This is a genomic window from Streptomyces sp. NPDC107517, from assembly GCF_055582645.1.
Map to the genome: position 1 here is coordinate 389,915 of NZ_JBVJPM010000004.1, position 12,782 is coordinate 402,696.

Below are 12,782 nucleotides of genomic sequence, written 5' to 3' on the forward strand. Positions count from 1 at the left end.
TGACACCGCGTCCGAGGCCGCCGTGCCCTGCGCCTATGGTTGCTCCAGCGCTCCGTGACCCCACAGCCCGCCTGCAGCCCGCTCTGCCGCTCGCGAAGGACAGCAAGGACAGCGATGCCCTCGAACACCAACGCCTCTTCCGGCCATTCGTCCGGCAAGAAGAAGAAGGGGCGCAGAGCCCGACTGATCGTGATCGTGCTGGTCCTGGCCATTGTCGCGGGCATCGGTTACGGCACGTACTGGAGCGTCAGTACCGTGCGTGCCTCCTTCCCGCAGACAAAGGGCTCGATCAAGCTCGACGGGCTCTCCGGTCCCGTGGACGTGAAGCGGGACTCCTACGGGATCCCTCAGGTCTATGCCTCGTCCGACGAGGACCTGTTCATGGCCCAGGGCTATGTGCAGGCGCAGGACCGCTTCTGGGAGATGGACGTCCGCCGCCATATGACCTCCGGCCGGCTCTCCGAGATGTTCGGCAAGAGCCAGGTCAAGACCGATGAGTTCCTGCGGACGCTCGGCTGGCACCGGGTGGCGCAGAAGGAGTACGACTCCAAGCTCTCGCCCGAGACGAAGAAGTACCTCCAGGCGTACTCCAAGGGAGTCAACGCCTACCTCGCCGGCAAGGACGGCGGGGACATCTCCGTCGAGTACGCGGCGCTCGGGTTCACCAACGACTACGCGCCCCAGAAGTGGACGCCGGCCGACTCCGTGGCCTGGCTCAAGGCGATGGCGTGGGACCTGCGCGGCAACATGCAGGAAGAGATCGACCGCTCCCTGATGACGAGCCGCCTCGGCCCGCAGCAGATCGCGGACCTGTACCCGGACTACCCGTACGACCGGCACAAGGCGATCGTCCAGTCCGGCTCCTACGACAGCGCGACCGGCTCCTACGGGGCGGGCTCCAGCGGGTCCGGAAGTCAAACCGGCACGGGAACGGGCACCGGAACGGGTACCTCCACAGGCACCGGAACCGGAACTGGTACCGGAACCGGCACGCAAGGCGCCACCGGCACCGGTCTCGCGGGCGACACCGAGGCCCCCAACGACCTCCAGAGCCAGCTGACCGGGCTCTCCGACGCCCTGGACCAGGTCCCCGCGGCCGTCGGCCCGAACGGCAACGGCATCGGCTCCAACTCGTGGGTGGTCTCCGGAGCGCACACGATCACCGGGAAGCCGCTGCTCGCCAACGACCCGCACCTGTCGCCGCAGCTCCCGTCGGTCTGGTACCAGATGGGCCTGCACTGCCGGAGCCTGTCGGCCTCGTGCCAGTACGACGTCACGGGCTACACGTTCTCCGGGATGCCCGGCGTGATCATCGGCCACAACCAGGACATCTCCTGGGGCATGACGAACCTGGGCGCCGACGTCACCGACCTGTACCTGGAGAAGCTCAACAGCGGCGGCGGCTACCAGTACGACGGCAAGACGGTGCCCTTCGAGACCCGCAAGGAGACCATCAAGGTCGCCGGCGGCGACGACAAGACCATCACCGTCCGCGAGACCAACAACGGACCGCTGATCTCGGACCGGGACGACGAGCTGGTCAAGGTCGGCAAGAAGGCGAAGGTAGACGCCGCCGCCCCCGACCGGGGCGACGGCTACGGGGTCTCGCTGCGCTGGACCGCGCTGACCCCCGGCAAGTCCATGGACGCCGTCTTCGAGCTGAACAAGGCGAAGGACTGGACCCAGTTCCGCAAGGCCGCCGCCGACTTCGAGGTGCCCTCGCAGAACCTGATCTACGCCGACACCAAGGGCAACATCGGCTACCAGGCGCCCGGCAAGATCCCGGTCAGGGGCAAGGGCGACGGCTCGCTGCCCGCGCCCGGCTGGGACGCCGCCTACCGCTGGAAGAGCTACATCCCGCAGTCCGCGCTGCCGTACGAGTACAACCCCAAGCGCGGCTACATCGTGACCGCCAACCAGGCCGTCATCGACAAGGACAAGTACCCGTACCACCTCACCTCCGACTGGGGTTACGGCACGCGCAGCCAGCGCATCACCGACCTGATCGAGTCGAAGATCGCCGGCGGCGGCAAGATCTCCACCGACGACATGCGCACCATGCAGATGGACAACAGCAGCGAGATCGCCAAGCTGCTCGTGCCCAAGCTGCTCAAGATCGACGTCTCGGACAAGTACGTCCGCGAGGCGCAGAAGCTCCTGGAGAACTGGGACTACACCCAGAACCCGGACTCGGCGGCGGCCGCGTACTTCAACTCGGTCTGGCGCAACATCCTCAAGCTGTCCTTCGGCAACAAGCTCCCCAAGGAGCTGCGGGTCAAGGGCCAGTGCCTGAGCGTGGAGCCGGCCGGTGACACCGGCCCGGCGGACGAGGACCAGCGGGTGCGCGAGTGCGGAGAGCGCGACGCGGACTCGGCGCAGCCGGACGGCGGCGACCGCTGGTTCGAGGTCGTCCGCAAGATCATCAACGATGAGAACAACGACTGGTGGAAGGCCCCGGCCACCCGCACCGACGCCGAGACCAAGACCCGTGACCAGCTGTTCGCGCGGGCCATGGAGGACGCGCGCTGGGACGTCACGGCCAAGCTCGGCAAGGACGTCGACACCTGGAGCTGGGGCCGGCTGCACCAGCTGAGCCTGAAGAACCAGACCCTCGGCACGAACGGGCCCGGCTGGCTCCAGTACGTGCTCAACCGCGGCCCGTGGAAGCTCGGCGGCGGCGAGGCGGCCGTGGACGCGACCGGCTGGAACGCGGCCGGCGGCTACGGCGTCATCTGGGTCCCGTCGATGCGCATGGTGGTCAACCTCGCGGACCTCGACAAGTCCAAGTGGATCAACCTCACCGGCGCCTCGGGGCACGCGTTCAGCGCGCACTACACCGACCAGACGGAGAAGTGGTCCAAGGGCGAGCTCGTCCCGTGGGTCTCTTCGGAGAAGGCGGTCGGCGAGAACACGAAGGACACCCTGGTGCTGCGGCCCTGACGACGGGCGACACCTTCTGGAAGGGCCCTCCACGCACGCGTGGAGGGCCTTCCACGTTCCCGGGGACAGGCGGCTCGTCAGGCAGCTCGCCGATCCCTTCACCGGAAGCGGCGCACTCCCGAAGGCGTCACCACGGCGTGCACGGGACGGTCGTGCGGCTCCTCGGGGACGCGCTCGACGACCTCACCGTCGTACAGGAGCACCACGAGCGCCGGATCCGCGTCCGCGCGCTCGAGCCGCGCGAGGACCCGGTCGTACGAGCCGCCGCCGCGGCCGAGCCGCATGCCGCGCCCGTCGACGGCGAGGCCCGGCAGCAGCACCGCGTCGGCCTCCACGACGGCCTCCGTGCCGAGCGGCTCCCCGGAGGGCTCCAACAGGGCCATCTTTCCCGCGTGTTGCACGCGGGCGAGGGACCCCTGTCCGTCGTAGGCACCCCAGTCGAGGTCGTTGTCGTCGAGGAGGACGGGAAGCAGGACGCGCACCCCGCGCGCGTGGAGCGCGTCGAGCAGCGCGCGGGTGCCCGGTTCACGGCCCACGGAGACGTACGCGGCGACGGTCCGTGCCCCGGCCAGCTCCGGAAGCTCAAGAGCCCGACGGGCGAGCGCGACGGCCGCCGTCTCGACGTCATCGGCGGGCAACCCGGATCTCACCTGGAGGAGTTCTGCCCGCAACGCGTTCTTGTCAGCCTTTGACAAACACATAGCCAGCTCACAAACCCCTCATATAGGTACCAAGTTAACTGGAAGCAAATCTTCCGCCCAGACGCTACGGATATGGTTCACCGCATGACTGAGTCGCACCCCAGGATCAGTAAGGCTGTCATCCCCGCCGCGGGCCTCGGCACCCGGTTCCTGCCGGCCACCAAGGCGACGCCGAAGGAGATGCTGCCGGTCGTCGACAAGCCGGCGATCCAGTACGTCGTCGAGGAGGCCGCGGCTGCCGGTCTCGACGACGTGCTCATGATCACGGGCCGCAACAAGCGGCCCCTGGAGGATCATTTCGACCGCAACTACGAGCTCGAGTCGGCTCTCCAGAAGAAGGGCGACGCCGGCCGCCTCGCCAAGGTCCAGGAGTCCAGCGACCTCGCGACCATGCACTACGTCCGCCAGGGCGACCCCAAGGGCCTCGGCCACGCCGTCCTGTGCGCGGCCCCGCACGTCGGTCAGGAGCCCTTCGCGGTCCTCCTCGGCGACGACCTGATCGACCCGCGCGACCCCCTGCTCGCCCGCATGGTCGAGGTCCAGGAGCAGCGCGGCGGCAGCGTCATCGCCCTCATGGAGGTCGAGCCCTCGCAGATCCACCTCTACGGCTGCGCCGCCGTCGAGGCGACCGAGGACGGCGACCTCGTCAAGGTCACCGGCCTGGTCGAGAAGCCCGACCCCGCGGACGCCCCGTCGAACTACGCGATCATCGGCCGCTACGTCCTCGACCCCGCGATCTTCGACATACTCCGCCGGACCGAGCCGGGCCGCGGCGGCGAGATCCAGCTCACCGACGCCCTCCAGCAGCTCGCCGACGACGAGAAGGCCGGCGGCCCCGTCCACGGCGTCGTCTTCAAGGGCCGCCGGTATGACACCGGGGACCGTGGCGACTATCTGCGTGCCATTGTCAGACTCGCGTGCGAACGTGAGGACCTGGGCCCCGACTTCCGGACCTGGCTTCGCAGTTACGTCACCGAGGAGATGTAGCACCTTGAGCAGCACGACCACGCACGTCACCGGCCAGGAGCACGTCTGGTCGGTGGCGGAGCACCTGGAGGACATCCTCGCCACGGTCCGCCCGCTGGAGCCCATCGAGCTCCAGCTCCTCGACGCACAGGGCTGCGTCCTCGTCGAGGACATCTCGGTGCCCGTCTCGCTGCCCCCCTTCGACAACAGCTCGATGGACGGGTACGCGGTCAGGACGGCCGACGTGGCGGGCGCGAGCGAGGACTTCCCCGCGGTGCTCACGGTCGTGGGGGACGTCGCCGCGGGCCGGGCCGGTCTGCTCCGCGTGGGGCCCGGCCAGGCCGCCCGCATCATGACCGGCGCCCCGCTCCCGCCCGGAGCCGAGGCCGTCGTCCCCGTCGAGTGGACCGACGGCGGCCTGGGCGAGGGCCCGGTCTCCGGGATGCGCGCCCACAGCGCCGCCCCCGAGGGCGCCTCCGGCGAAGTCCGCGTGCACCGCCCCGCCGAGGCACGCGCGCACGTGCGCGCCAAGGGCAGCGACGTGAAGATGGGCGACCGCGCCCTGGAGGCAGGCACCGTCCTCGGCCCGCCCCAGATCGCCCTCCTCGCCGCGATCGGCCGCGGCACCGTACGCGTGCGCCCGCGCCCGCGCGTGGTCGTCATGTCCACCGGCAGCGAACTGATCCAGCCGGGCGAGGAGTTGGCCGAGGGCCAGATCTACGACTCCAACAGCTTCGCCCTCACCGCCGCCGCACGCGACGCCGGAGCGATCGCCTACCGCGTCGGCGCGGTCGCCGACGACGCGGAGACACTGCGCTCCACCATCGAGGACCAGCTGATCCGCGCCGACCTCATCGTCACCACGGGCGGCGTCAGTGTCGGCGCGTACGACGTCGTGAAGGAGGCGCTGACCTCCGTCGGCGGCTCCGAGGACGAGACCGGTATCGGCGCCGGCAGCGGCGTCGAGTTCCGCAAGCTCGCCATGCAGCCGGGCAAGCCCCAGGGCTTCGGCACCATCGGCCCCGAGCACACCCCGCTCCTCGCCCTGCCGGGCAACCCCGTCTCCTCGTACGTCTCCTTCGAGCTGTTCGTGCGCCCCGCGGTGCGCACCCTCATGGGCCTGCCCGCCGCCGACGTCCACCGGCCGTCGGCCCGCGCGGTCCTGAAGTCGCCCAAGGCCCTCAGCTCGCCCGCCGGACGGCGCCAGTTCCTGCGCGGGACGTACGACGCCGAGGCCGGGACCGTCACCCCTGTGGGGGGCGCCGGATCCCACCTCGTCGCGGCGCTCGCCCACGCGGACGCGCTGATCGTCCTGCCCGAGAAGACCACGTCGGCCGAGCCCGGTGCGGAAGTGGACGTGGTCCTCCTCGGCTGAGCGCGCCGTCCGCGCGATAGCGTGTCGCGCACAACAGGCCGCGCGCCGCACCGCGGCCCACGGACCGGGAGCGCCAGAGCACCATGAGCAGTTCGCAGGACCGACTGACGCACATCGACGAAGCGGGCGCGGCCCGCATGGTCGACGTGTCCGCCAAGGACGTGACCGCGCGTACCGCCCGTGCCAGCGGCCGCGTCCTCGTATCGCCCCGCGTGGTGGAGCTGCTGCGTGGCGAGGGAGTGCCCAAGGGCGACGCCCTCGCCACGGCGCGCATCGCCGGGATCATGGGTGCCAAGCGCACCCCCGACCTCATCCCGCTCTGCCACCCGCTGTCGGTGTCCGGGGTGAAACTGGACCTGTCCGTCGCCGACGACGCGGTCGAGATCCTCGCCACGGTGAAGACCACGGACCGCACGGGCGTCGAGATGGAGGCCCTGACGGCCGTCTCGGTGGCCGCGCTCACGGTGATCGACATGGTGAAGGCCGTCGACAAGGGCGCCGTCATCACGGACGTACGCGTCGAGGAGAAGACGGGCGGCAAGTCGGGCCACTGGACCCGTCCGGAGGCCGGGGAATGAGCCCCTACCGCGCCCTCGTCGTCACCGCCTCCAACCGCGCCGCCGCCGGGGTCTACGCCGACACCGGCGGCCCCCGGATCGCGAAGGGCCTCGAAGCCCTGGGCTTCCAGGTCGACGGGCCGCAGGTCGTGCCCGACGGGGACCCGGTGGCCGCGGCGCTGCGGGCCGGTGTCGACGCCGGGTACGACGTCATCCTCACCACCGGCGGCACCGGCATCTCGCCCACCGACCGGACCCCCGAGGCCACCCGCGGCGTGCTCGACCACGAGGTGCCGGGCATCCCCGAGGCCATTCGCGCGTTCGGGCGGGAGAAGGTGCCCACGGCTGCGCTCTCCCGTGGCCTCGCCGGCGTCGCGGGCCGCACGCTGATCGTGAACCTGCCCGGGTCGTCCGGCGGCGTCAAGGACGGCCTCGCCGTACTGGGTCCCCTGCTGACCCACGCCGTCGACCAGCTGCGCGGCGGCGACCACCCCAGACCCGACGGGGGTGCGAGCTGAACGCCCCATCCTGGCCGGTGGAGCTGACGGACGGTGACGTCTGCCTGCGCCCGATAAAGCTGCGCGACCAGCGGGCCTGGCGCGAGGTCAACCGCCGCAACCGCGACTGGCTGCGCCCCTGGGAGGCGACCATCCCGCCGCCCACGCCCAGCGGCCCGATCGCCCACCGTCCGACGTACCGTCAAATGGTCCGCCATCTGCGCGCCGAGGCGAGCGCGGGGCGCATGCTGCCCTTCGTCATCGAGTACCAGGGGCGCCTGGTCGGGCAGTTGACGGTGGCCGGGATCACCTGGGGCTCGATGTGCTCGGCCCATGTCGGCTACTGGGTCGACGAGTCGGTGGCCGGGCGCGGAGTGATGCCGACCGCGGTGGCGCTCGCGGTCGACCACTGCTTCCGCACCGTGGGTCTGCACCGCATCGAGGTCTGTATTCGCCCGGAGAACGGGCCGAGCCGCCGGGTCGTCGAAAAGCTCGGATTCCGCGAGGAAGGTCTGCGGCCCCGCTATCTCCACATCGACGGCGGCTGGCGCGACCATCTCGTCTTCGCGCTCACCGCTGAGGAGGTCCCAGAAGGCCTCCTGAGCCGCTGGCGTCACAAGCGTGGTGGCAACACCGCTGGTCCGGGTGGTCCGAGCACCGCGGAGTGGCCGGGCACTTCGCCAAAATAAAATAAGTGTTCGAAATTGATCGGAGATCGTCCGCCGCAGGCATTAAATTCGCTCGACGGGCGGTGCGTTGATGCCTCAGTCGGAAAAAAAGTTCGAAATATCAGCCAGATCGTGCGACACACCGGCTCAATTGGCGGATGGCCTCACGCAAACCCCTCTACCGTGTGAGGCGTGAGCAGCAGCGGCCTCATCTACGCAGTCATCGTCGGGGCCTGGGCCGCCTACTTGGTGCCGATGTGGCTCCGTAGGCAGGACGAGCTGAACGAGGCCCGTCCGACGGAACGCTTCAGCACCGCCATCCGGCTGCTGTCCGGACGGGCGGGCATGGAGCGCCGATACGCCAAGGACCTGCAGGCGCGCTCGCCCGAAGGGGAGGAGCAGCGCAGCGACCCGTCCGTCCCGGACGCGGCCACCGACTCGGTGGACGTCCGGGCCTTCGCCGCGCCTCCGGTCCGCGGCGAGCGCAGGAGCGAGAACCGGGAGGCCCGCCACGAGCGGCACCCCGGATCGGAACCCCGCCCCGAGCCCCGGCCCAGGACCTCGCCCGCCCGGCAGACCCCCGACCGCCAGGTCTCCGCCCGGACCGCCCACGGCGAGTCGGCGCACGACCGGCCGAGCCGTGACCGGCCCGTCGGCGACCCGCACACGAACGGCAGGTCGGCAACCGGACGCGGCCCCGACCGCCAGCAGTCCGAGCGCCAGCCGTCGGACCGTCAGCCGTCCGACCGTCCGCAGTCCGAGCAGCGCTCCGCGTCCGAGCGGCAGGCCGCCTCGGCCGACGCCGCAGCCCGTGCTCGCCGCTCCAAGGTGCTCGCACGCAGGCGCCGTACGACCGTCATGCTCTTCCTCGCCTTCACGGCGGGGGCGGTCGTCGCCGCCGTCGGCGGGCTCACGTTCCTGTGGGCGCCCGCGGTGCCCGCCGTGCTGCTCAGCTCGTACATCTTCTATCTGCGGGCCCAGGAACGGCGTCGCTTCGCGTACACGATGGACCGGCGCCAGGCCGAGGTCGCGGCGCAGCGGCTGCGCGAGCGGCAGCCCCGCAGGCGGCAGCCCGCCGCGGGCCGGGCCGCCGCGGAGGAGGCCGAAGAGGGGCCTGCGCCAGAGGTGGCGACCGACCCCGGTCTCGAGGCGCTCGCGGCCGACCGGCGCGCGCTCGTCGAGCAGACCGACCACGCCGAGTGGGTCGACCAGCAGCGCGAGCGCCAGCGCGGCCCCGGCCACGGCGACAGCTGGGACCCGGTCCCGGTGCCCCTGCCGACGTATGTGACCGCCCCGGTCGCCCCGCGCGCCACGGGCGGCGTCGACCTCGGCGCCCCCGACGCGTGGAGCTCGGCCCGCTCCAGCGCGGCGGGTGCGGCACAGCAGGAGCCGGACGGGCACACGGGCGAGGAGCCGGGAGCGGCGTCCGGGGACGGCGACGGCGCGGACGAGGCGGGGGACGAGCGCTGTGACGCCCGCCGGGCCGCCTCCGCGCGCCGGTCGCGCGAGCGCGGACGCACCCCGCTCTTCGACCAGTACGACGACGGCGGCCGCCCCCGCGCGGCCAACGAGTGAGACCCGTTCGGGACCACCCTGGCTGACCAGCCAGGACCGGATTTCCGAGCACCCGGATCGGGATGCTAGAGTTTCACTCGTTGCAAGGGCCTGTGGCGCAGTCTGGTAGCGCACCTCGTTCGCATCGAGGGGGTCTGGGGTTCAAATCCCCACAGGTCCACCGCAATTAAGAGCCCCACCGGATTCGTCCGGTGGGGCTCTTGCCTTGTCTGCCTGCTCCCTCCCTGGGGCACCCTTTTCCGCGATGTCGCGCGCGTCACAGTGCCTTGGCGAAGCAGCGGCTCAGTTCCTCGAAGCGGTAGTGGCCGAACTTGCTGCAGGGTGTGTAGCCGCTCGACCCGTAGAGGGCGATGGCCTCCGGCTGCTTGAGGCCCGTCTCCAGGACCATGCGGGAACGGCCGGCCGCGCGGGCGTCGTCCTCCAGGGCCGCGAGTATGCGCCGGGCCAGACCCAGCCCTCGCGCCTCCGGTGTGACGTACATCCTCTTCAGCTCGGCGTCGCCGTCCGCATATCCCTCGTCGTTCTGGTCCTGTGTGCGCCAGCCGCCGGTGGCGAGCGGGGTGCCCCCGTCGTCGTACGCGATCAGGTAGAGGCCACGCGGGGCGTCGAACATCGTCGGGTCCAGCGGGGTGACATCGCCTTCGTCGCCGTAGCGCTCGGCGTATTCGAGCTGGACGCGGTCGTTCAGCTTGATCGCATCGGGGTGCCCGAAGGAGACGGGCTGGAGGGTGGACGTCACGGGATGAATAGTCATGCCAAGTATCGTATCCCTATGCTGACGAATGCGGCTGTTCGTTTTAAGTGTGCCGGTATCGTGCCCTGGTGCTGACTGTGACGAGTGTCAACGTGAACGGGCTTCGGGCCGCCGCCAAGAAGGGCTTCGTGGAGTGGCTGGCCGGGACCTCCGCGGACGTCCTGTGCCTCCAGGAGGTGCGGGCCGAGCCGGAGCAGCTGCCCGAAGAGGTGCGCGAGCCCGAGGGGTGGCACGTCGTGCACGCCCCCGCCGGCGCGAAGGGCCGGGCCGGTGTGTCCCTCTACACGCGCCGTCGGCCGGAGCGCGTGCAGATCGGCTTCGGGTCCGAGGAGTTCGACGGAAGCGGACGGTACGTGGAGGTGGACCTCCCCGGTGTCGTCGTCGCCAGCCTCTATCTGCCCTCCGGTGAGGTCGGGACCGAGCGGCAGGACGAGAAGATCCGCTTCATGGGCGAGTTCCTGGCCTATCTGAAGGGGCTGCGGGAGCGGGCCGCCGCCGAGGGCCGTGAGGTGCTCGTGTGCGGCGACTGGAACATCGCCCACCGCGAGGCCGACCTCAAGAACTGGAAGGCCAACAAGAAGAACTCCGGTTTCCTCCCGGAGGAGCGCGACTGGCTCGGACAGGTCCTCGACGAGGCCGACGGAGGCTACGTCGACGTGGTGCGCTCCCTGCACCCCGACGAGGAGGGCCCGTACTCGTGGTGGTCGTACCGGGGGCGGGCCTTCGACAACGATTCGGGATGGCGGATCGACTACCACCTCTCGACGCCCGGGCTCGCCGGACGGGCGGTCAAGGGGTTCGTCGAGCGGGCCGCCACGCATGACGAGCGCTGGTCGGACCATGCGCCGGTGACCGTCGTCTACGAGTAGGCCCTTGAGGCGCGAGTGGCCCCAGGGTCACGAGTGGGCCTGCGTCACAAAGTCCGGTAGAGGGCTGTCCCCGCGTCCGGGCGGCGTGGCAGATTCTGGCGCGCGCGTGCAGGGTGAGTGACCCGAGAGGTCAACTGGCAGCCGTACGGGGGCACTTCATGGTGGCGATTCCTTCCAGGCGTGGGGTGCTGCTCGGGGCTGCCGGGGCCGGGCTTGCGGCGGTGGTGTCGCCGGGGGTGGCTTACGGGGCGCCCTCGGGGACTCCCGCGGTCATGGTCACCGAGCAGGCGAGCAAGCGGGTTCTTGTGCTCGATCCCGGGCGGTCCACCTGGGATCCTGCGGCCGATCCTTCCTGCGTGCGGTGGGAGTTCTCGCCGGTCGGGGATCCTCGGTACCGGGATCTCGTGCCGGACGAGAGCTGGGTCTACCCCGCCGAGGCCAAGGTGCGGGTGCATCGCGGGCGGGCGTATCTGCTGACCACGGCGTCGTTCGGGTTCGCGGCCGTCGTCTCGTATCCGTCGGGGCGACGGTACTGGGGTGCGACGCTCGGGCCCGGCGACGATCTCTTCAACCCGCACAGCATCGAGATCCTGCCGGACGGGAACGTGGCCGTCGCGTGCAGCACGGGGGCGCTCGTGAGGCTCTACGCCGCGTCGCTCGGCCCGCGCTCGGAGCGGTGTGCCGAGGTGGCGCTGAAGGGCGCGCACGGGCTGCACTGGGACGCCCGGCGTGAGGTGCTGTGGGCGCTCGGGGATGACGAGCTGGTCGCGTACCGGGTGGGTGGCAGTCGGGTGCGGCCCGCGCTGACGCGCATTTCGTCGGTGGGGCTGCCGGTCGCCAAGCCGGGGAAGTCGCCCGGCGGGCACGACCTGTTCCCGGTGGCGGGGCGGCCGGGGCGGCTGTGGGTGACGACGAGCGCTTCCGTGTTCCAGTACGACATCGCGGGCGGGGTCTTCGTGCAGGACTTCGCCGGCGCGGCAGAGATCGTGCGGCCCGGGGTGAAGGCGATCGGGGACGATCCGCGCACCGGGCGGGCGCTCAGCACCGTGCCGGAGGGTGGCCTGGGTGAGACGTGGTGGACGACGAAGGTGAGCGCGCACCGGCCGCCGGCCTCGTACACCCTCGTCAACGGCGGCATCTACAAGGCGCGTTGGTGGTTGCCGAGGTAGCCGGAGGGCTGCCTACTCTTCCGGTTTCTTGGCCAGGGCGCGGTCCAGGGCCAGGGACAGTTCCGCCTCGACCACGCTCTTGGCGAGCGGGCGCAGGCGCTGGAGGTCCTGTTCGGATGCGTGGGAGAGGACCAGGTCGGTGAAGAGTTCGGCCAGGTCCTCCGCGTGGGCGCGGACGCGTTTGGCGGCGGAGAGGACGTCGGCGAGCGGGACGCCCTCGCGGACCAGGGCGGCGGAGACGTCGAGCAGGCGCCGGCTGACGTGCACGATCTCCTCGCCGTCGACGCCGACGTAGCCGAGGTCCATCGCGGCTTCGAGGTTGTCCGGGGTGACCTGGCCCTCGAAGTAGTCGGCCAGTTCCTCGGGGGTGAGGCGGACCGGGGTCTCCTCGGACGGTTCGCCGAGGCCGAGGAGTTCGCCGACGTCGCGGCCGCGGTCGAAGGCTTCTGAGAGTTCGGCGATGCCGCTGAGGGTGTGGCCGCGTTCCAGGAGGGCGGCGATGGTGCGCAGGCGGGCCAGGTGGCTCTCGTCGTACCAGGCGATGCGGCCCTCGCGGCGCGGGGGCGGGATCAGCTTGCGTTCGCGGTAGAAGCGCAGGGTGCGCACGGTGATGCCGGCCTCCCGCGCGAGCTCCTCCATGCGGAACTCCCGGGTGCCGGGGCCTTTCGCCGCCGCGTTCGCCACTTCCTTCGCCACTTCCTTCGCCACGTG

12 protein-coding genes and 1 tRNA gene are annotated in these 12,782 nt (G+C 70.9%); 10 read left to right on the forward strand and 3 right to left on the reverse strand.

Annotated features, from left to right (window positions below):
- Nucleotides 1–114: 114 nt before the first annotated feature.
- Entirely contained in the window at nucleotides 115–2,940 is a 2,826-nt protein-coding gene (locus ACZ67T_RS12610; protein ID WP_469983544.1) for a penicillin acylase family protein, read from the forward strand.
- Between the two features lie 98 nt (nucleotides 2,941–3,038).
- Here the strand turns inward: ACZ67T_RS12610 and ACZ67T_RS12615 are convergent, their stop codons facing one another.
- On the reverse strand, nucleotides 3,039–3,641 hold the full coding sequence (locus ACZ67T_RS12615; protein WP_469983545.1) for a 5-formyltetrahydrofolate cyclo-ligase: 603 nt from the start codon (nucleotides 3,639–3,641) through the stop codon (nucleotides 3,039–3,041).
- A gap of 84 nt (nucleotides 3,642–3,725) precedes the next feature.
- Between ACZ67T_RS12615 and galU the strand changes: the two genes are divergently transcribed.
- The 7 genes from galU (at nucleotide 3,726) to ACZ67T_RS12650 (ending at nucleotide 9,439) form a co-directional block, all read left to right on the forward strand.
- Entirely contained in the window at nucleotides 3,726–4,628 is a 903-nt protein-coding gene (gene galU / locus ACZ67T_RS12620) for a UTP--glucose-1-phosphate uridylyltransferase GalU (protein WP_469983546.1), read from the forward strand.
- A gap of 4 nt (nucleotides 4,629–4,632) precedes the next feature.
- The gene (gene glp, locus ACZ67T_RS12625) at nucleotides 4,633–5,982 is read left to right on the forward strand and encodes a molybdotransferase-like divisome protein Glp (RefSeq protein ID WP_469983547.1); all 1,350 of its coding nucleotides are present in this window, start codon (nucleotides 4,633–4,635) and stop codon (nucleotides 5,980–5,982) included.
- Between the two features lie 83 nt (nucleotides 5,983–6,065).
- Complete coding sequence (gene moaC / locus ACZ67T_RS12630; protein WP_116512507.1) at nucleotides 6,066–6,560, forward strand: cyclic pyranopterin monophosphate synthase MoaC; 495 nt, start codon at nucleotides 6,066–6,068, stop codon at nucleotides 6,558–6,560.
- The gene (locus tag ACZ67T_RS12635; RefSeq protein ID WP_469983548.1) at nucleotides 6,557–7,057 is read left to right on the forward strand and encodes a MogA/MoaB family molybdenum cofactor biosynthesis protein; all 501 of its coding nucleotides are present in this window, start codon (nucleotides 6,557–6,559) and stop codon (nucleotides 7,055–7,057) included. The genes moaC and ACZ67T_RS12635 overlap by 4 nt, the downstream gene beginning before the upstream one ends.
- Before the next feature lie 17 nt (nucleotides 7,058–7,074).
- Nucleotides 7,075–7,725 carry a GNAT family N-acetyltransferase gene (locus tag ACZ67T_RS12640; RefSeq protein ID WP_469983549.1) on the forward strand — a complete coding sequence of 217 codons (651 nt, stop codon included), beginning with the start codon at nucleotides 7,075–7,077 and terminating at the stop codon, nucleotides 7,723–7,725.
- Between the two features lie 171 nt (nucleotides 7,726–7,896).
- Entirely contained in the window at nucleotides 7,897–9,279 is a 1,383-nt protein-coding gene (gene sepX / locus ACZ67T_RS12645; protein WP_469983550.1) for a divisome protein SepX/GlpR, read from the forward strand.
- A gap of 86 nt (nucleotides 9,280–9,365) precedes the next feature.
- Nucleotides 9,366–9,439, forward strand: a tRNA-Ala gene (locus ACZ67T_RS12650).
- 96 nt (nucleotides 9,440–9,535) lie between these two features.
- Here ACZ67T_RS12650 and ACZ67T_RS12655 read toward each other — a convergent pair.
- Complete coding sequence (locus ACZ67T_RS12655; protein ID WP_469983551.1) at nucleotides 9,536–10,033, reverse strand: GNAT family N-acetyltransferase; 498 nt, start codon at nucleotides 10,031–10,033, stop codon at nucleotides 9,536–9,538.
- Between the two features lie 47 nt (nucleotides 10,034–10,080).
- Here ACZ67T_RS12655 and ACZ67T_RS12660 point away from each other — a divergent pair, with 47 nt between their 5' ends.
- Nucleotides 10,081–10,902, forward strand: a complete 822-nt coding sequence (locus ACZ67T_RS12660) for an exodeoxyribonuclease III (RefSeq protein WP_383086772.1) — start codon at nucleotides 10,081–10,083, stop codon at nucleotides 10,900–10,902.
- Between the two features lie 272 nt (nucleotides 10,903–11,174).
- Nucleotides 11,175–12,071, forward strand: coding sequence for a DUF6528 family protein (locus tag ACZ67T_RS12665; RefSeq protein WP_469983552.1), 897 nt, complete (start codon nucleotides 11,175–11,177; stop codon nucleotides 12,069–12,071).
- A gap of 12 nt (nucleotides 12,072–12,083) precedes the next feature.
- On the opposite strand, the gene ACZ67T_RS12670 is transcribed toward ACZ67T_RS12665, so the two are convergent.
- The gene (locus ACZ67T_RS12670) at nucleotides 12,084–12,710 is read right to left on the reverse strand and encodes a MerR family transcriptional regulator (protein ID WP_469983787.1); all 627 of its coding nucleotides are present in this window, start codon (nucleotides 12,708–12,710) and stop codon (nucleotides 12,084–12,086) included.
- Between the last annotated feature and the right edge of the window lie 72 nt (nucleotides 12,711–12,782).